Raw genomic sequence first — 17788 nt, 5'->3', positions numbered from 1 at the left:
CGTGGACTTAGCTTAATTCCTGAGGATCTATATCGAGGGTAAGTTTCATGGCTGAGGGCTTTTGATGCAACATATTTTGCCACCAGCCACGGATATAAAAGTGTAATCGGGCCCGGTCCTGTGACAACAGCACCATATGTGCCTGATAACGTCCGGCCTTACGTTCCATCGGGGCAGGAATCGGCCCCCAGATATCAATCAGGTTTTCCGAAACCTGTCTTAAAGCCTGGGCATGCTGCTGTAAAAATTCCTGGTTCTGTTCCTGACTTTTCGATTCACAGCGAATTAAGGCGGCATAACGAGAAGGGGGCAATAATGCAGCCTGACGTTCTTTTAAGGTCTGTCTGGCAAAATGCCGGTAATCCTTGTCAATTAAGGTATTTAATAGGGGGTGATCCGGTCTCAGGGTTTGCAAATAGACTTCACCTTTGCGTTCACCGCGTCCGGCACGCCCGGCAACCTGTACGATCAGTTGCGCCGTGCGTTCGGTGGCACGGAAATCGACACTGAGCAGGCCGGAATCAATATCTAAAATGGCCACTAAAGTGACATAGGGAAAATGATGTCCTTTGGCCAGCATCTGGGTGCCGAGCAAGATCACCGGTTCACTTTTCTGAATCTTGTCATAAATTTTTTGCCAGCTGCCGACCCGGCTGGTGGAATCGCGGTCGACCCGAATCACGTCGAAATTGGGAAAAAGCTGTTGCAGATGTTCTTCCACTTTGGCTGTGCCCATGCCAATCGATTTTAATTCGCTGTGATTGCATTGCGGGCAATGTTCCGGCATACGATGAATGGTACCGCAGTGGTGACAATGCAGATGCTGATAGGGCTGTCGATGCACGGTAAAATTGGCATCACAATGTGGACATTTGGCCTGCCAGGCACAGCTTTCACAAATCAGTACCGGTGCATAACCGCGTCGGTTTAAAAACACCAGCACCTGTTCTTTTTTGTCTAAACGTTTTTGAATTTCATCGATCAGGTTTTGGCTAATGCCATGCTGTTTTTGCGCAATTTTCAGGTCAATCAAATGAATCTTCGGCATCAGTGCAGCACCGGCACGCTGATTAAGCTGCAAACGGGTCATTTTCCCCGATTCAACCAGCGCATAACTGTCTATGCTAGGGGTCGCCGAACCTAAGATAATTGGACAGCTTTCAAGATGGGCCCGATACATGGCGACATCGCGGGCATGATAGCGAAAACCTTCCTGCTGTTTAAATGACAGATCATGTTCTTCATCGAGAATGATTAAGCCCAGATTTGGCAGCGGCGTATAAATGGCTGAACGGGTCCCTAAAATAATCGAAGCCTTGCCGGTTTGTGCAGCCTGCCAGGCTTGCAGGCGCTTGGAATCATTCAGTCCTGAATGCAGCAGTACAATGTTGCCATGAAAACGTGACTGGAACCGGCTGATGGTCTGCGGGGTCAGGCCAATTTCAGGCACTAAAACCAGGACCTGTTTGCCCTGTTTCAGCACCTCTTGCATGATTTGCAAATACACTTCGGTTTTACCGCTTCCGGTCAAACCATCCAGTAAAAAGGCCTGATATTTTTTCTGGGCTTTTAACACCTGTTGAATGGCTTTTTTCTGATCTTCATTGGCGGTTAAGGGCATTTGTGCCAAGGTGACGGGCTGCGGACTAAAATCCTGATGTTCCAGAATACACTCCACAACCGCCTTTTTTTCCAGCGCTTTGAGGGTCGCCGTTTCAATTCCGGCTAAATTTAAAATATTTTCCGTGGTGCCTTGAGGATGTAATTTCAGCACTTTATAGGCTTGTTGCTGTTTTTCAGAGCGCGTCAGCTTGTCTTCGGCATGCAAATCCAGCACTTTCCACATTCGGGCCAATAAATTATAGGGTTTGCCCTGACGTAAAAATGTCGGCAGGGCGCTTTGAAAAACTTCGCCAACCGGAAATTGATAATATTGTGCGGACCAGGTGAGCAAGCTTAAAATTTTTCGATCTAACAGCGCTTGATCATCCAGCAGTTCAGATATGGCTTTGAGCTTAAAACGCGGATCAATCGGGGTATCGGCCGTTAATTTTTCAACAATAATACCCACCAGATTTTGCCGTCCAAACGACACGGCCACACGTGCCCCAACTTCAGCTTGCCGGTATTGTTCAGCCGTTAAGGTGTAGTCAAAACAGTCATAGAGATGTACGGGTACGGCAACACGAATGCGATAAATGTCGGCTGGAGTCGATGGTGTATTTGGCATAAATAAAGGTCAAATGGTCCTGATCAAATTTCGTCGTGCTAAGGATAGAGTTATGTTAGAGTGAGCAAATCATTTATGTATAAGAATATGAATGATTTTGGTGGTCAGACGCAACCGCGCTGAAGCAAATTTTAGAAAATTAGAGCATCACAATGCCTGCATATCAATTTACTGCCATTGATGCTTCAGGGAAGCAGCAAAAAGGCGTGTTAGAGGGTGATTCAGCACGTCAAATCCGTCAACAGCTCAGAGACAAAGCGCTTATTCCTGTGACGGTTGATCCTGTGGAGCAAAAAGATAAGCATAACTCAAAACGCTGGTTTCAGAAAAAAATCACGGCCTATGATCTGGCCCTGTTTACCCGTCAGCTTTCAGTTCTGGTGGCAGCCGGAATTCCTTTGGAAGAGGCGCTGCGGGCGGTAGGCAAGCAAAATGAAAAAGCCCATGTGCAAAACCTGTTGATGTCCGTGCGTTCAAAAGTACTGGAGGGGCATTCTTTGGCCAATGCTTTACAGCAATCCGGACGTTTGCCCGAGCTTTATATTGCGACCATTGCCGCTGGTGAGCGCTCAGGACATCTCGATTTAATTCTGGATCAGCTCGCAGATTACACCGAAAACCGCTTTGCCATGCAAAAAAAAGTGCAGGGTGCGATGATTTATCCGGTTATTCTCATGCTGATGTCCTTTGCCATTGTGATGGGGTTGATGACGTATGTGGTGCCTGACATCGTCAAGACTTTTGACCAGAGCAAGGAGGCATTACCGTGGATTACGGTCGTGCTGATGAAAGCCAGTGACTTTATTCGTGTGGCCTGGCCGTTTTTGCTGATCGCCAGTGTGCTGGGTTTTATTACTTTGCTTCGTTTTTTAAGAACATCCGCCGGGCATTATGCGTTTGATCGTTTAACGCTCAAACTGCCATTATTGGGTAAATTATCACGTGGTATAAATGCAGCACGTTTTGCCAGCACCTTATCTATTTTGACTCAGTCTGGCGTACCTTTGGTGGATGCACTTAAAATTGGCGCCGCGGTGAGTAATAACTGGGTCATCCGTGATTCGGTCAATTTGGCCGCCGAGCGAGTCACCGAAGGGGGCAACCTCGCGACACAACTGGAACGCAGTGGTTATTTCCCACCGATGATGGTACAAATGATCAAAAGTGGCGAAGCATCGGGCGAGCTGGATCGTATGTTAGAGCGTGCATCGACCATGCAGGATCGGGAAGTGACTACACTGATTTCTACTTTGCTGGCATTGCTTGAGCCTTTGATGCTGGTCTTGATGGCAAGTATTGTGCTGGTGATCGTGATTGCAGTGATGCTGCCAATTGTGAATATGAATAATATGATTTAAACAGAAATAGAGTAAATTCTACGAAAAATCGAAAGTGAATCAAACTTTCTAAAGATGAATGAGAGAAATTGAATGAAAAAGACTGAACCGGTTGTGAATGAAATCTCCTCCTCAAGCACAGCTTTCGGACTTGCGGCACACTCGAGTGGCACTCGAGTGAATCGTGCCTCAGGCTTTACCCTCATTGAAGTGATGGTGGTGATTGTAATTTTAGGTGTATTGGCTGCACTGATTGTGCCTAATGTGATGGGGCGCGGTGAAAAAGCCAAGGTTGATACCACTTCCATTACCTTGAAAGGCGTTGCCGGGGCTTTAGACCAATACAAACTGGATAATGGGAAATATCCGTCCATGCAAGATGGCGGTTTAGATGCCTTGGTAAATCAGCCGGCTTCGGCTAAAAACTGGATGCAGGGCGGTTATGTCAAAGGTGGTTATCCGAAAGACAGCTGGGACAATGATATTCAATATGTGATTCCCGGTGCTGAAGGTCGGGCATTCGATTTATATTCTTTTGGTGCCGACGGTAAAGAAGGCGGTGAAGATACCGATGCCGATATTTATTATCAGCCTTAATTAAAAATCCTTAATTATTTTAAGGGTATAAAATATATCACTTCACTTCATCTGGTTATTCAATAAAGGATGAAGTGATAATAAATCTTAATTATAAAATATATATTAAAATATTGAATTTAAAAGAAATTATATAATAATCATGATTTAAGATTTATAATAAGAATGATTCCCATATTTGTTGATTACAATAATTGTAAAGTATCCAGATATATAGTCTTTTTATTTAATTAAAACTGAGCATAATATTCTTAAAGGCATTTTTTAGCCAAGGAGAATGGAATGAAAGCATTTATAATATCGGATGAAATTAACCAATTTCATTGGGCAATGCTCAAGTCTGTTCTTTTAATTTTGAGCTTACTTCCCATCAGTCAAGGCATTTTAAACTTATGGAATGCGACGGAAGGCAGTAGCCAGATTATGGTCGGATTTTTTGCCATCAGTTTATTCAGTGCCCTGTTTGTACTGTGCTTTTGGTCTGCATTAAAAGCGACTGTATTAAAATTAAAACAAGAACAGTCTTCAGTTTTAGAACAAAGTATAGTGAGCATTTATCGTTACATTCCCATGTTGCTTTTAGCAAGCATGATTTCTTATCTCGTCACACAATTATAAAATCCAGTGCATAAAAAACCGAGATAAATATCTCGGTTTTTTTAATTACTTTTAAAAGGCTCCTCCCTTTGGAAAAGGGAGGTTGGGCGGGATTTGTGGTGGCTTGTGAAAATACTTAATCCCCCTCCTTGCGCAGTGTACTGCTCACCTTTTCGAAAGGGGGACTGTTTCTCCCTTGAAGAAGGGAGCTCAGATGGAATTTCAACGCCGTGATTTAAACGAAACATCCACCTTACGTGGGCGGAAGCGCCAACCCAGCAGTAATAGCAAGAATGACACAATCAATACTGGCCAATCACTGAAGCGCATATACAGGGTTTCCCCCTGCATCGCAGGCAGTTCACCACGAAGAATTGCAGTTTGGTCGGTCGGTGCCTGTTTGACAATATGTCCGTGATGATCGATAAAGGCCGTCACCCCGGTATTGGTGGCACGAATAAACCAGCGTCCATTTTCTTTGGCACGCATCTGTACCATCTGCAAGTGCTGCCAAGGTCCGGCCGTACCGGTAAACCAGGCATCATTAGACACCGTCACCAGGTAATCGCTTTGACTGGCATTGCGACGGGTCAGGTTGGGATAAGCCACTTCATAGCAAATCGCCGCACCCAGTGCATGATTTTTCACATTTAACGGTTTCTGGTCGTGCGCTCCGCGAGAAAAACCGCTCATGGACGGATCATTTTGCAATGCAGGCAGTACCCAGCTGAGCCAGCCAGATAAAGGCACATATTCGCCAAAAGGAACCAGACGCTGTTTTTTATACAGACCGTTCGATTCATCACCGCTTGCCATAATGCTGTTGTAGTACATCGGGTGTTGTTCAATTTGTGATTCTTTCAAATCCCAGTAGGGGATACCCGTCACCCATGCTGTTCCGGTTTTATTGGCCTGAACTTTCATGGCATCTAAAAACGGTTCAATATCCGTCTGGAACATTGGAATGGAAGATTCCGGCCAGACGATCAGATCCCGTCCCCATTCGGTCCGGCTTAGATTGGCATAGATCATCAGGGTTTTGATCTGGTATTCGGTCAGCCATTTCAGGTCTTGCGGAATATTGCCCTGAATCAGGGAAACGGAAAGCGATTTTTCAGCTTTTTTTTCAACAAATTGAAGATAAGAAGCTCCCCAGGCACCCAGCAGCAAGATGGCTGAGGGGATGATCCAGAACACTCGCTTATTCAGAATTTCCACCAGCGCACAGGCCAGTATAATCACCACAAACGATACACCGAAAATACCGAATAAGGGCGCATAGCTATCCAGGAAACGTTCGGTAAAGGCATAACCGACAAATAGCCAGGGGAAACCGGTAAATACCCAGGTTTTGGCCCACTCGAAGAATATCCAGAGAGGTGCAAAAGTCAGGGGTGTTTCTGGGAAAAAGCGCCGATAGATCCAGGTTTGCAGTGCGGTAAATAGCCCCATCACCAAGGCCATGAAGGCAATCATCAGTACGCTTAAGAAAGCACTGGTATCCCCATAAACATGGATTGAGGTATACAGCCAGAAGGCCCCGACAAACCACAAGCCAAAGCCATAAGCCCAGCCAATGAAAAAAGCCTGTGGAGCAGAGCGTTTACGCAGCGAAGCATAGAGCAAAGCTGGCGACAATATGGCCAGCCACCAGTAATAATAAGGTGCCAGTGCAAAACTGAACACGGCACCTGAAAAAAGCGAAATTAAAAAGGGATAAATAAAAGGGAGCTGCTTGTGTTGTTGAGATGAATTTAACAGCTTATCAAAGTAAGTTCTCATTTACGGACAGCTCGAATCAGATGAATAGTACGTGCATCTGCTTCTAAAATGGTAAATTCCCAATTTTCAAGTTCAATCACTTGACCTTGTAAATCGCTGACTAGACCCATTTCTTGAAGCAATAAACCGCCGACAGTTTCTACTTCATCATCGGAAAAATCAGCATCTAAAACATTGTTAAAGTGTTCAATTGGTGTAAGTGCCTGAACCAGCCAGGTATTCGCCGTGTGTGGATCGTTATCGGGAATAATGTACTGGGCTTCTTCATCGACCTTGTCGTGTTCATCTTCAATTTCACCGACAATTTCTTCCAGAATGTCTTCTAAGGTGACCAAACCTGAAGTCGTGCCATATTCATCAATCACCACTGCAATATGGGTCTGGGTGTTTTTCAACATCCGCATGACCTGATCGGAACGGGCACTTTCCGGCACAAACAGCGGTTGGCGCATTAAGGCGCGAATATCTACTTTGGAGGTAGGTTCGGTCAGGAAAGGCAACAGGTCTTTGGCCAATAAAATGCCGACCACATTATCCGGTTGATCAGATGAAAAAACAGGAAAACGTGAATGTGCAGATTCTACCAGGACATGCAGAATATCGAGCAGCTGATCATCTTCTTGCAAGCTGATCATGGCGGTTCGTGGGGTCATGACCTCACGAATCTTGGTTGCCGGAAGGTCAAGCACGCCTTCAAGCATGGCAACAGTATCGGGTTCTAAAAAACGACGTGAATCTTGTACTAATTTTAACAGTTCGTCGCGAGTTTCGGGTGCTGTACTCAGCCATTTGCGTAAGCCGCGCATGCCCCACGACGGGCCTGATTCCTCGTGCATGATCTTTCCTAAAGACGCTTAATATCTAAAAAATGTAATTTTAATCATACCGTAGAAAATACAGTTGTCTATCGCTAATCTTCATCTAAATCAGAGTTAATTAGGTCAGAAAACCAAGCTATCTCCTTCATTTTGCAGCATATCACCGGACCTTTATGTTTATGCTAAAATAACCGCAGATTTTAAACCTGAGTTTTCTGATGTCTGAACCCTCTGTCATTCCAAGCATTCAATTAAATACCCGTGGATTACGTTGCCCTGAACCGGTGATGATGCTGCATCAGGCGATTCGTAAATCCAAGTCTGGCGATGTGGTGGAAGTATTTGCAACAGATAATTCAACCTCTTGGGATATTCCGAAATTCTGCATGCATTTGGGACATGAGCTGTTATTGCAGGAAGAATGTTTAGATGAAAACGGCAATAAAGAGTTCCATTATCTGGTGAAGAAGGGTTAATGATTTTTTTATTTAAAATACGTGATTAGAGATGTGTGATTGAAAGATTGATTCATCACTTACGACTTAAATTTTAAGGTGTTTTAATCTCTAAAAATAAACCCGCTTTTTAGCGGGTTTATTTTATATCTCAACTGAGACTCATTACATATTCGGGTAGTTTGGACCACCACCGCCTTCCGGCGTTACCCAGGTGATGTTCTGTGAAGGATCCTTGATGTCACAGGTCTTGCAGTGTACACAGTTGGCTGCATTGATCTGGAAGCGTTTCGAACCGTCATCATTTTCCATGATTTCGTATACCCCCGCCGGGCAGTAGCGCTGTGCCGGTTCATCCCATTTTGGCAGGTTGACGTTCACCGGAATCGAGGCATCGGTCAGCTTCAAGTGTGCTGGCTGGTTTTCTTCATGTACCGTGTTGGATACAAACACCGAAGACAAACGGTCAAAGGTCAGCTTGCCATCCGGTTTTGGATAGTTCGGCTTGAAGTTCACCGCATCCACGGTTTTCAGTGCACCGAAATCCGTCACCAGGTCGTGCAGGGTAAACGGCACCTTAAACACGTTCTGGTCGATAAAGTTAAATGCACCACCGAGCCACTGGCCAAACTTGTGCATGGCTGGACCAAAGTTACGCGAGTTGTATAGCTCTTCTTTCAGCCAGCTGTTGTTAAACTTGTCGGTGTAAGCAGTCAGTTCTTTGGCAAACAGGTCTTCGCCTTCCGTAACACGCGCAACCGCCAGGTCACCGCCTTTGGCCACGCCTGCAGCAATCGCTTCAAATACCGCTTCACCGCAGAGCATGCCGGATTTCATCGCGGTATGCGAACCCTTGATTTTGGCAAAGTTCAGGAAGCCGGCATCATCACCAATCAGGCTACCACCCGGGAAGGTGAATTTCGGCAGCGAGTTAAAGCCGCCTTTGGTCACGGCACGCGCACCATAAGAAATGCGCTTGCCGCCTTCCAGATACTGCTTGATTAAAGGATGGGTTTTCCAGCGCTGCATTTCCATAAACGGATACATGTGTGGGTTGGTATAGGACAGATCGACGATCATGCCCAAAGTCACCTGATTGTTTTCAGCGTGGTACAGCCACCAGCCGCCTGACGAACCGGTTTCGTTTAACGGCCAGCCGGCACCGTGCATCACCAGACCTGGCTTGTGTTTCGCCGGGTCGATTTCCCACAGTTCCTTAATGCCGATCCCGTAGTGCTGCGGATCTGAATCTTTATCGAGGTTGTATTTGGCAATTAAACGCTTGCCGAGGTGGCCACGGCAGCCTTCAGCAAACAGGGTGTATTTGGCATGCAGTTCATAGCCTGGAGTGAAGTTATGTGTCGGTTCGCCATCCTTGCCAATGCCCATGTCACCGGTCTGGATGCCTTTTACCGAACCATCTGCATGATAGAGAATTTCCGATGCGGCAAAGCCCGGGAAGATCGACACTTCCAGCTCTTCCGCTTTTTGGCCCAACCAGCGCACCACGTTGCCAAGCGAGATGACATAGTTGCCGTCGTTGTGCATGGTTTTAGGCACCATCCAGTGTGGGGCTTCCTGTGATTTTTCATCCGAGAGCAGGAAATAGGTTTTGTCTTCGGTTACCGGTACATTTAAAGGGGCACCTTCTTCCTTCCAGTTCGGGAATAGCTCATTCATGGCACGTGGTTCCAGTACTGCACCGGACAGGATATGCGCACCGACTTCAGAGCCTTTTTCCACCACACAAACCGACAGATCGTTCAGGTTGTTTTCAATTGCAAGTTGACGGATCTTGATCGCTGCAGAAAGACCGGCCGGTCCTGCACCTACGATGACGACGTCAAACTCCATCGATTCACGTTCGATGTGTTCCATGTAGGATTCCTCATATGATTAGAAGGTGGCAACCGTCATTATTCCGGTGCTGCCATGAGTATTCTGTGTGCCCAGACACAATTTTAATATCGTGCCTTTTATATTGTGGGCTAGTATAGTTTTAAACCTCGATCTAGCCAATTGGCTGAATCATATTATTTTTCCGTCAGCAGGGTCTTTAGTCATGATTAATCAAAATAATTCACCAAATCCGACGAAAAAAGTAGCTATTCCCGATGATAAAAATTTAAAAGGCATTGCACAATACTTAAAAGATGCACAGGCCGGTCACAAAAGGTCAATACCCCCATTGGATCAATTCAACCCAAAGCATTGTGGGACAATGGATTTAAAGGTAAAAGCCAATGGAGAATGGTGGCACGAAGGTCAATTGATTAAACGACAAGCCCTGATTGACCTGTTCTCAACCGTGCTCTGGAAAGAACAGGGCAAATTCTACTTAAAGACCCCGGTTGAGCAGATTGAAATTGAAGTAGAAGATGAGCCTTTATTTGTCAATCAGGTGGATCAGGTCGAGATTGATGGAAAGACTTATATCCAATTCACCACGACCACCCAGGATATTGTGATTGTGGATCAGCAGCATCCGATTTTTATGCGTGAATATGAAAGTGAATTGCGTCCTTATGTACACGTGCGTTTTGGCATCAATGCATTAATTCAACGTTCTGCTTTTTTTCATTTAATTGAAATGGGACAGCTGCTTGAAAATGACAAAAATGAAACCATTTTAAGCTTACAAAGTGGCGATTTTTACTTGCAATTGGGCACCTGAGGTTTAAGCTTTGATCTTCCGATTTCTTGAACTGCTGAAAGTGAAACGATGACAGCCATTCATCCTGTTTATCCTTTAATCGATCCAATGCCTAAGGCACACGCTGATGCACCCATCGGGATTTTTGATTCTGGAATAGGTGGTTTGTCTGTCGCACTAGAAATTGCCAGACATTTACCCAAAGAACGTATTGTTTATTATGCCGATACTGCACATGTACCGTATGGCCCACGAAAAGATCAGGAAATTCGTGAACTTACAGCGCATGCCATTGAGTGGTTGTATCGGAAGGGGTGTAAAGTCGCAGTTGTTGCATGCAATACCGCGTCTGCATTCAGTCTGGATTATTTACGTGATTATTATGGAGAAAATTTTCCGATTATCGGTCTGGTACCGGCACTAAAACCGGCCGTTTTGCAAACTAAATCCAAAACCGTGGCTGTGCTTGCCACGCCTGCAACCTTTCGTGGTCAGCTGATTAAAGACGTGATCCAGCGTTTTGCAATTCCCTCCAATGTGCAGGTTATTCCTGTCACCTGTCTGGATTTGGTGCCTTTTGTGGAAAGTGGTGCACAGATGAGTGAGGCATGTTTAGCGACCTTAAAAGCAATTTTGCAACCTGTGGTTGATCAGGGAGCCGATTATTTAGTTTTAGGTTGCACACATTATCCCTTCCTAAAATCTGCAATTCAGTCTATATTTGGTCAGAAACTGACATTAATTGACTCTGGACTGGCAGTTGCGCGACAAACAGCCCGTATTTTGATCAAAAATCAATTGTTATTTGAGCAAGAACAAAATAATGGCTTACGCATCGAGTGCTATGTGAGTGGCAATAATGCAGAAAATTTAAAAACTGTGCTGCAGTACCTGATTCAAGAAGATTTGACTTGGGATATTCATAATATTGGTGTTGAATAAATAAACAAATGCGGCTAGTCTTTTGAAATATATTAAAAAATTTTTATATTGGGGTCGCTGAATTATATCCGGACTGCTCAGGATGTATCAGTCAGGATGTAATAAGCAATTGGAAGAGGATAACCAATGCTCGATAAGCGTTATCAGGTTTTTATTTCTACTTCTGGCAGTGAAATGCAGCCGGAACGCATCGTTTTGGCTCAAACTTTAGTGGGCATGGGTTTCTTTTCTTGGGGATTAGAACAGCGAACGCCATTAAGCACTGCATTTGCACGTCGTCAGATTGATGATTGCGACTATGTGGTCCTGCTGGTAGGCAGTCAGTATGGTGAACAGTCTGTGTCAGGTGTGGGTTATATGCATCTGGAATATATTTATGCCGTCACCAAACAGAAACCGATTATTGTCTTTATGCATGAAGACCCTGCATCACGTGATGAGTCTTTACATGATCAAAAACCTGAATTGCGCGAAAAATTTTTAGAATTCCGCAAATTATTACAACAAGAAGTGGATCAGATTTTTACTTACCGTAGCCTGCGTGATCTGGAAATGGCCGTACGTTTTAACATGCCACAAATGTTGGAGCGCTATCCGGTATCGGGATGGGTTCGACCGCAAAACACCCAGGCTTTGCATGATCAAATTGATCAACTGAAAGCCAAAATTGAACAGCTGGAAACCGAAGTCGGAAAACGGGAAGTAGACCCGTTCCTGTCTTTACCTAAAGTTTCCATGAATGAACTGTTTTCATTTGAATATCGTATGCATGCTTACCAAGATGGTAATTTTAAAGAACTGAAAATTCAGAAGAAACTTACCTGGGCTCAGCTCCTGTCTATTTTGGGCAGCATGTTTGTCAATCCAACACCAGAAGAATATTTTTCCAAATGCATCAATGATTATTTGAATGAGACGGGTCTGGCAGATGCCAGGATGGAAATGCCACGTGCCCATGCTGTTGCCCGTGCACAAATTAATATTCGTGCCTTACACAATATTAAGCTGCAAATGCGCCAAAATGACTGGATTGTGCCGTCAGGCCGGGATGACCGTCAACGAATGCTCTGGCAGCTGACCCTCAAGGGACAAAAGCTACTTGAAAGTAATTTGCTGGATAATGATCGTGTTTTTCAATTTAAATCTGCGTTTTAATCCATATAGAGAAAGTGCAGAAAGCTGTTAAAGTAAAGCAGTTCATTTCTATTGGAAAAGGGTTTGATGTCTTCTGCACCTAAAACGAAAGTCACGATTATTTTGGCCAATTTGGGTACGCCGGACCAACCCACGGTCCCTGCAGTTCGTCGGTTTTTGAAGCAGTTTCTGTCCGATCAGCGTGTCATTGAAATCCCGAAACCGGTCTGGCAAATCATTTTACGGCTGTTTATCTTGCCTTTTCGTCCCAAGCGTGTGGCCCATGCCTATGAAATGGTGTGGCAGCAAGATTCTCCCATGCGTGAAGTGCTATTGAATCAAGTCATTGAAGTAAAGAAAGCATTGACCGGACAATATCCTGAATTTGAACTCAATATCATTCCTGCCATGACTTATGGCAATCCAGGAATTGATTCTGCCTTGAATCGCTTGTCACAGGATATTCCAGATCACATTATTTTATTGCCTTTATTTCCACAGTATTCAGCCACCTCAACAGCACCTTTATATGATGCCCTGGCAAAATGGATTTTGACGCAGCGCAATTTGCCCGGTCTGTCCATTATTCGCGATTATTATCAGCATCCTGCATTTATTCAGGCGCTAGCACAAAGTGTCCGGGACTATCAGGCCGTACATGGCCAGCCAGAAAAACTGTTGATGTCATTCCACGGCATCCCTCAGCCTTATGCAGATAAAGGCGATCCTTATGCAGAACGCTGCCGTGTCACGGCACAATTATTGGCCGATGCATTGGGCTTATCCGGGGAGCAATGGGCCATCAGTTTCCAGTCGCGTTTTGGAAAACAGGAGTGGGTAAAACCTTATACCGATGCCTTGCTGGAAGAATGGGGCAAGCAAGGGGTGAAATCGGTTCAGGTCATGAGTCCAGCCTTTTCTGCAGACTGTCTGGAGACTCTGGAAGAGTTAGCGCTGCAAAATGCTGAAATATTCCAGTCGGCAGGTGGTGGAGAATATGCCTACATTCCGGCATTAAATTGTCGTCCAGATCATATCGCCTTGCTCAGCACACTGCTTCGGGCTAATCTTGATGGATTAAAGCAAACATTCGCTTACTAATTTCTCTGAGGTTTCATTATCATGCTGCAAGTCAAAATTGTGCCAGTCACGGCATTTCAGCAAAACTGTTCAATTGTTTGGGATGCTGAATCTAAAGAAGCCATTTTGATTGATGCAGGCGGTGAAGCGGAAAAACTACAAGCCGAGGTGGAAGCTTTGGGGCTGAAAGTAACAGCCTTATGGTTGACCCATGGGCATCTGGATCATGCCGGTGCGGTAGGTGCTTTAAGCAAGGTCTGGAATGTGCCGGTAATTGGTCCGCACAAGGAAGATGCCTTCTGGCTCGACATGATTCAGGAAGTATCACAACGTTATGGTTTTCCTGTTCCTGAAAAGGTAGAGGTGACTCAATGGCTTGAAGGTGGAGAAGTCTTAAAACTGGGACAAGAGCAATTCGAAGTCCGTTTTGCTCCGGGTCATACGCCGGGTCATGTGATGTTCTATAACAAAAACTATGGCCTGTTATGGACAGGCGATGTACTGTTTAAAGGGTCTATTGGACGGACCGATTTCCCGCGCGGCAATCATCAGCAGCTGCTTGATTCCATTCAACGTGAATGTTTTAGTTTGCCGGATGAAACGCAATTTATTTCCGGTCATGGTCCATTAAGTACCATTGGTTTTGAAAAACAGCATAATCCCTTCGTAGCAGGTAAAGCGGGTTAATTCTTTTTTGTTTTTCCTGTACGAGATTGATGAATTATTGCATCAATCTCGGTGAAAGGGTCCACTGCGTAGCTGTTTTAATTCCAGTGCAATGATAATGGCTGCTAGTATGAATAAAATGCCAATCGCAATAATAATGCCATCATGGGTATAAATTCCAAAAATCAGCCCCACAACACTGAAGCTGACAAACAGAAAAAATAGAATTTTTAAGCACCAAAGACCCATGGGGCTCTCCTTTTTATAGCTTTTAAAATTTATTGTTGTTCGTTTTTATCGTGATGAGGCTGTTATAGCCCAACTGTACTGTTTTTAAGTTTAGTTTTAAGTGTTCAATTAAGAAAAATTTTATTGCTATTCTTGTAGAAGGATTATAGTTTAAAAAGTGAGTACAGGTTATTCTTTTTATCGGTAAACGATATGAATTTAACAGTTGTAAAAAACTGTTTTTAAGTTGTTTTTGTGGGTAAATTTGAATTACGTAATGAAGAAAATAAGAAACAAATTTATAGGCACATGAACATTTCTCTATAAAAGGCTGACTTGTATCACGTGATTTATAGTTTATTATTTTGAGGGATGAATTGTGAAGTGACTATTGATAAAAATAGCCCTGTTTATATTTACTATTCTCATGTTGGCATGTTTGGGTTTGGGGATTTATAGTCAGGATTTACTCATCACGGCGATTGGTATCCTTCTGATTTTTTGTATTATTCTTTTGGTTTTAGAATATAAGAACATGCTTTCCAATCCATTTGACTAAGGTGGATCAATCCATTTTATCCACCTTTAGACGAGTTTTCCTGCGGATCACGCAAGACGATTAAAATTCATCTTGTTCGCCACTATTATCTGCTTGCGGTGCATCCTGAGTCGGCAGTTTATATTCATCACTGGCCCAGGCTCCCAGATCAATCATTTTGCAACGTTCTGAACAAAAAGGACGAAATTCATTGCCTTCCCAAGTGGATGGTTTGCCACAGCGTGGACACGGAAAAGTACGCGGCATGTTATTCTCCGAAAAAAATAAGGATTCAATTAGGCAAATACAGTCGCTCTTGCTAGACTTGAGCGGATTTTTGTTAGTTTGATCTGATTATGCCAATTCGTCAATTTCAAGCACAGCGTATGCATGCGCCTCGTGATTTTCAAATGATTCGCCCAGATCCAGTTTGTGTGGAAATTGGTGCCGGTAAAGGTAAACATGCCTTGCTGTTTTCAGCTCAAAATCCTGAAAAAAAATTGATTGCCATTGAGCGCACACGTGAAAAATATCTGGCCATGCAAAAACAGCATGCTCTGGAAGGACAAAAGAATTTACAGGTGATTCATGCTGATGCCATGCCGTGGATTGTGCATGCATTATTGCCTGCTCAAGTGCAGCAGTTTTTTATTCTCTATCCAAATCCTGAACCGCATAATCCGGCACAGCGCTGGTTAAACATGCCATTTTTTGAATTTCTGCTGTCACGCTTACAGCCGGGTGGTACCGTCACTTTGGCCAGCAACATTCCTGAATATATTGCAGAAGCACAGCAGCAGTTGATTGAAGTCTGGAAATTGCCTTTTGTCAAAGAAGTGATTCCAGGCACATCGGCGCGTACCCATTTTGAAATTAAGTATCTGGAACGCGGGGAGTTGTGTCAACAACTAATCATCAGCAAGCCGGAAGGCTACACTACGCGCTTTGATCATTTCCTGCCTTTGCAAGGCCAAAATCCGGTTCAAGCCGTAACTTCAGAAACTGATATTAAAAACGCTGAATGAGTGGTTTATGAAAAAGCGTGTTGCAATTATTGGGGCAGGTCCCGCAGGGTTAATGGCTGCAGAAGTCTTGAGCCAAGATGGCTATGAGATTCATGTCTATGAACAAAAGCCATCTGCCGCACGCAAGTTTTTGATGGCAGGTAAAACCGGGCTGAATATTTCCCATGCCGAGCCGATTGAGCAATTTATTCAGCGTTATGACCAGGCAGAATGGCTGGCGCCTTGGGTAAAAAAATGGGATGCCCACTGGATTCAGCAATGGATGAAGGGTTTGGGGATTGAATCCTATATCGGCTCCTCAGGACGGGTGTTTCCGGTTGAAATGAAGGCCGCACCTTTACTGCGTGCCTGGTTGAAACGTCTGGCTGAACAGGGGGTGATATTTCATTATCGCCATCAGGTGTTGAATTTAAAGGCTCAGCAATTGTGTATCCGGGATTTAACCACCCAGCAAGAAAGCGAACAGGGTTTTGATGCCATCATTATGGCTTGTGGCGCGGTATCTTGGTCTCAACTGGGCAGTGACGGTGCCTGGCAGCAATGGTTGCCCGCGCAGGACATTGAAGCCTTTCAGGCCAGTAATGCCGGGGTGGAGCGTACCTGGTCCAAGTTTATGCAGCCGGTATTTGGCCAGCCTTTAAAACGTGTGGAAGCTTGGGTGGATGATCAGGCTAAAAGCATGGGGGATATTGTGATTACCCATTATGGCCTGGAAAGCGGGCTGATCTATAAGCAAGGGCGTGCACTGCGTCAGCAGCTCAAACAGGGCCAGACCATGCAGCTGTATCTAGATTTAATCCCCGAGCAAAGCATGGAGCAATTGGCGAAAAAATTACAACCAAGTAAAAAGCAGTCACTAAGTAATGTCTGGCGTAAGGCGGGACTGGATGTAGCCAAGGCCAATTTAGTGCGTGAACTGGTTAAAAAAGACGTATGGAACGATCCGCTGGCTTTAGCCCAGCAGATCAAGCATTTGCCTGTTGTTTTAGCGGGATTCCGTCCGATCGAAGAAGCGATTAGCTGTGCGGGTGGGGTAAAACGCGATGTTCTATCGGAACAGTTGCAATTGAAGTCCAATCCGCATGTGTTTTGTTGTGGCGAAATGCTGGACTGGGATGCACCGACTGGAGGCTATTTGCTTACCGCCTGTTTTGCGACAGGTCGTGCTGCAGGCGATGGTGTACATGCCTATCTGGTTGCACAAAAATAACAGTGGATCATGCGGCCGGTTTTGAACTGCTATTTAAAGCATGCTAAGTTGCATACTCAATCTTGATAAAAAATGCAGCAGTTATGTCTGAACAAAAGCAATATACAGGAAGTTGTTTGTGTGGCGGTTTGCGCTATGAAATTCGGGGCGAAATTGGCGACATCGTACAATGCCATTGCCAGCGTTGCCGTAAGGCCAATGGCAGCGCCTTTGCTACCAATGCCCCGGTGAAAAAAGCCGATTTTCACATTGTGCAAGGTGAACATTTACTGAAAAAGTTTCAGTCCAGCGAAACCACGCAGCGCTGTTTCTGTAGCGATTGTGGCTCGCCCATTATCAGCATAAAAACCGATACGCCTGATTTGTATCGCCTGAGAATCGGTACGCTGGATACACCGCTGCAGCAAAAGCCAACGCAACATATTTTTGTGGCGTCCAAGGCCGAGTGGGATAGCATCTGTGATGACCTGCCACAATATAATGAACGACCTTAGTC

General features: G+C 44.7%; 18 protein-coding genes. 12 read left to right on the top strand and 6 right to left on the bottom strand.

Annotated features, from left to right (window positions below):
* Nucleotides 1-7: 7 nt before the first annotated feature.
* Complete coding sequence (locus E0H88_RS02050; RefSeq protein WP_131272937.1) at nucleotides 8-2230, bottom strand: primosomal protein N'; 2223 nt, start codon at nucleotides 2228-2230, stop codon at nucleotides 8-10.
* Nucleotides 2231-2382: 152 nt separating this feature from the next.
* Between E0H88_RS02050 and gspF the strand changes: the two genes are divergently transcribed.
* From gspF to E0H88_RS02035, 3 genes are all read left to right on the top strand, one after another.
* The gene (gene gspF / locus E0H88_RS02045) at nucleotides 2383-3588 is read left to right on the top strand and encodes a type II secretion system inner membrane protein GspF (protein ID WP_131272936.1); all 1206 of its coding nucleotides are present in this window, start codon (nucleotides 2383-2385) and stop codon (nucleotides 3586-3588) included.
* A 72-nt stretch (nucleotides 3589-3660) separates the two neighbouring features.
* Nucleotides 3661-4164, top strand: a complete 504-nt coding sequence (gene gspG / locus E0H88_RS02040; RefSeq protein WP_131272935.1) for a type II secretion system major pseudopilin GspG — start codon at nucleotides 3661-3663, stop codon at nucleotides 4162-4164.
* 282 nt (nucleotides 4165-4446) lie between these two features.
* Nucleotides 4447-4782 carry a hypothetical protein gene (locus E0H88_RS02035; protein ID WP_131272934.1) on the top strand — a complete coding sequence of 112 codons (336 nt, stop codon included), beginning with the start codon at nucleotides 4447-4449 and terminating at the stop codon, nucleotides 4780-4782.
* 201 nt (nucleotides 4783-4983) lie between these two features.
* On the opposite strand, the gene lnt is transcribed toward E0H88_RS02035, so the two are convergent.
* Complete coding sequence (gene lnt, locus E0H88_RS02030) at nucleotides 4984-6543, bottom strand: apolipoprotein N-acyltransferase (protein ID WP_131272933.1); 1560 nt, start codon at nucleotides 6541-6543, stop codon at nucleotides 4984-4986.
* On the bottom strand, nucleotides 6540-7379 hold the full coding sequence (locus E0H88_RS02025; RefSeq protein WP_092819134.1) for a CorC family transporter: 840 nt from the start codon (nucleotides 7377-7379) through the stop codon (nucleotides 6540-6542). The genes lnt and E0H88_RS02025 overlap by 4 nt, the downstream gene beginning before the upstream one ends.
* A 200-nt stretch (nucleotides 7380-7579) precedes the next feature.
* Between E0H88_RS02025 and tusA the strand changes: the two genes are divergently transcribed.
* A complete protein-coding gene (gene tusA / locus E0H88_RS02020; protein ID WP_092819133.1) occupies nucleotides 7580-7837 on the top strand; it encodes a sulfurtransferase TusA in 258 nt (85 codons plus the stop codon).
* Nucleotides 7838-7981: 144 nt separating this feature from the next.
* Here tusA and E0H88_RS02015 read toward each other — a convergent pair whose 3' ends face one another.
* The gene (locus E0H88_RS02015) at nucleotides 7982-9694 is read right to left on the bottom strand and encodes an electron transfer flavoprotein-ubiquinone oxidoreductase (protein WP_092819132.1); all 1713 of its coding nucleotides are present in this window, start codon (nucleotides 9692-9694) and stop codon (nucleotides 7982-7984) included.
* Nucleotides 9695-9878: 184 nt separating this feature from the next.
* On the opposite strand from E0H88_RS02015, the gene E0H88_RS02010 reads away from it, so the two are divergent.
* From E0H88_RS02010 to E0H88_RS01990, 5 genes are all read left to right on the top strand, one after another.
* The gene (locus tag E0H88_RS02010) at nucleotides 9879-10490 is read left to right on the top strand and encodes a DUF1285 domain-containing protein (RefSeq protein WP_092819131.1); all 612 of its coding nucleotides are present in this window, start codon (nucleotides 9879-9881) and stop codon (nucleotides 10488-10490) included.
* A gap of 48 nt (nucleotides 10491-10538) precedes the next feature.
* Nucleotides 10539-11411, top strand: coding sequence for a glutamate racemase (murI, locus tag E0H88_RS02005; RefSeq protein ID WP_131272932.1), 873 nt, complete (start codon nucleotides 10539-10541; stop codon nucleotides 11409-11411).
* A 126-nt stretch (nucleotides 11412-11537) separates the two neighbouring features.
* On the top strand, nucleotides 11538-12566 hold the full coding sequence (locus E0H88_RS02000; RefSeq protein ID WP_131272931.1) for a DUF4062 domain-containing protein: 1029 nt from the start codon (nucleotides 11538-11540) through the stop codon (nucleotides 12564-12566).
* Nucleotides 12567-12632: 66 nt separating this feature from the next.
* Nucleotides 12633-13646 carry a ferrochelatase gene (gene hemH / locus E0H88_RS01995; RefSeq protein WP_131272929.1) on the top strand — a complete coding sequence of 338 codons (1014 nt, stop codon included), beginning with the start codon at nucleotides 12633-12635 and terminating at the stop codon, nucleotides 13644-13646.
* Between the two features lie 21 nt (nucleotides 13647-13667).
* Entirely contained in the window at nucleotides 13668-14312 is a 645-nt protein-coding gene (locus E0H88_RS01990; RefSeq protein WP_131272927.1) for an MBL fold metallo-hydrolase, read from the top strand.
* A 42-nt stretch (nucleotides 14313-14354) separates the two neighbouring features.
* Here E0H88_RS01990 and E0H88_RS15840 read toward each other — a convergent pair whose 3' ends face one another.
* Together E0H88_RS15840 and E0H88_RS01980 are read right to left on the bottom strand one after the other, a co-directional pair.
* Nucleotides 14355-14540: a hypothetical protein gene (locus E0H88_RS15840; RefSeq protein ID WP_165493262.1), complete on the bottom strand. Its 186-nt coding sequence runs from the start codon at nucleotides 14538-14540 to the stop codon at nucleotides 14355-14357.
* A 598-nt stretch (nucleotides 14541-15138) separates the two neighbouring features.
* Nucleotides 15139-15324 carry a DNA gyrase inhibitor YacG gene (locus E0H88_RS01980; protein ID WP_086195257.1) on the bottom strand — a complete coding sequence of 62 codons (186 nt, stop codon included), beginning with the start codon at nucleotides 15322-15324 and terminating at the stop codon, nucleotides 15139-15141.
* A gap of 83 nt (nucleotides 15325-15407) precedes the next feature.
* Here E0H88_RS01980 and E0H88_RS01975 point away from each other — a divergent pair, with 83 nt between their 5' ends.
* The 3 genes from E0H88_RS01975 (at nucleotide 15408) to E0H88_RS01965 (ending at nucleotide 17786) form a co-directional block, all read left to right on the top strand.
* Nucleotides 15408-16082 carry a class I SAM-dependent methyltransferase gene (locus E0H88_RS01975; RefSeq protein ID WP_171458657.1) on the top strand — a complete coding sequence of 225 codons (675 nt, stop codon included), beginning with the start codon at nucleotides 15408-15410 and terminating at the stop codon, nucleotides 16080-16082.
* Nucleotides 16083-16089: 7 nt separating this feature from the next.
* Complete coding sequence (locus E0H88_RS01970; RefSeq protein ID WP_131272923.1) at nucleotides 16090-17292, top strand: TIGR03862 family flavoprotein; 1203 nt, start codon at nucleotides 16090-16092, stop codon at nucleotides 17290-17292.
* 83 nt (nucleotides 17293-17375) lie between these two features.
* Nucleotides 17376-17786: a GFA family protein gene (locus tag E0H88_RS01965; protein WP_131272921.1), complete on the top strand. Its 411-nt coding sequence runs from the start codon at nucleotides 17376-17378 to the stop codon at nucleotides 17784-17786.
* Nucleotides 17787-17788: the final 2 nt, after the last annotated feature.

The sequence above is a fragment of the Acinetobacter sp. ANC 4216 genome (assembly GCF_004331195.1).
In the GTDB taxonomy this organism is placed as follows: Bacteria; Pseudomonadota; Gammaproteobacteria; order Pseudomonadales; family Moraxellaceae; genus Acinetobacter; species Acinetobacter kookii.
Note: the sequence above shows the minus strand (reverse complement) of the source record. Positions and strands in the feature narration are given on the sequence as shown.

Excerpts from the sequence above, each read along its gene's own strand:
- E0H88_RS02050 (WP_131272937.1), bottom strand. The coding sequence starts at position 2,230 with ATGCCAAATACACCATCGACTCCAGCCGACATTTATCGCATTCGTGTT.
- E0H88_RS02035 (WP_131272934.1), top strand. The coding sequence starts at position 4,447 with ATGAAAGCATTTATAATATCGGATGAAATTAACCAATTTCATTGGGCA.
- E0H88_RS01980 (WP_086195257.1), bottom strand. The coding sequence starts at position 15,324 with ATGCCGCGTACTTTTCCGTGTCCACGCTGTGGCAAACCATCCACTTGG.
- gspF (WP_131272936.1), top strand. The coding sequence starts at position 2,383 with ATGCCTGCATATCAATTTACTGCCATTGATGCTTCAGGGAAGCAGCAA.
- E0H88_RS01990 (WP_131272927.1), top strand. The coding sequence starts at position 13,668 with ATGCTGCAAGTCAAAATTGTGCCAGTCACGGCATTTCAGCAAAACTGT.
- hemH (WP_131272929.1), top strand. The coding sequence starts at position 12,633 with ATGTCTTCTGCACCTAAAACGAAAGTCACGATTATTTTGGCCAATTTG.
- E0H88_RS15840 (WP_165493262.1), bottom strand. The coding sequence starts at position 14,540 with ATGGGTCTTTGGTGCTTAAAAATTCTATTTTTTCTGTTTGTCAGCTTC.
- E0H88_RS02025 (WP_092819134.1), bottom strand. The coding sequence starts at position 7,379 with ATGCACGAGGAATCAGGCCCGTCGTGGGGCATGCGCGGCTTACGCAAA.
- E0H88_RS02010 (WP_092819131.1), top strand. The coding sequence starts at position 9,879 with ATGATTAATCAAAATAATTCACCAAATCCGACGAAAAAAGTAGCTATT.
- E0H88_RS01970 (WP_131272923.1), top strand. The coding sequence starts at position 16,090 with ATGAAAAAGCGTGTTGCAATTATTGGGGCAGGTCCCGCAGGGTTAATG.
- E0H88_RS02000 (WP_131272931.1), top strand. The coding sequence starts at position 11,538 with ATGCTCGATAAGCGTTATCAGGTTTTTATTTCTACTTCTGGCAGTGAA.
- lnt (WP_131272933.1), bottom strand. The coding sequence starts at position 6,543 with ATGAGAACTTACTTTGATAAGCTGTTAAATTCATCTCAACAACACAAG.
- gspG (WP_131272935.1), top strand. The coding sequence starts at position 3,661 with ATGAAAAAGACTGAACCGGTTGTGAATGAAATCTCCTCCTCAAGCACA.
- E0H88_RS02015 (WP_092819132.1), bottom strand. The coding sequence starts at position 9,694 with ATGGAACACATCGAACGTGAATCGATGGAGTTTGACGTCGTCATCGTA.
- tusA (WP_092819133.1), top strand. The coding sequence starts at position 7,580 with ATGTCTGAACCCTCTGTCATTCCAAGCATTCAATTAAATACCCGTGGA.
- E0H88_RS01965 (WP_131272921.1), top strand. The coding sequence starts at position 17,376 with ATGTCTGAACAAAAGCAATATACAGGAAGTTGTTTGTGTGGCGGTTTG.
- murI (WP_131272932.1), top strand. The coding sequence starts at position 10,539 with ATGACAGCCATTCATCCTGTTTATCCTTTAATCGATCCAATGCCTAAG.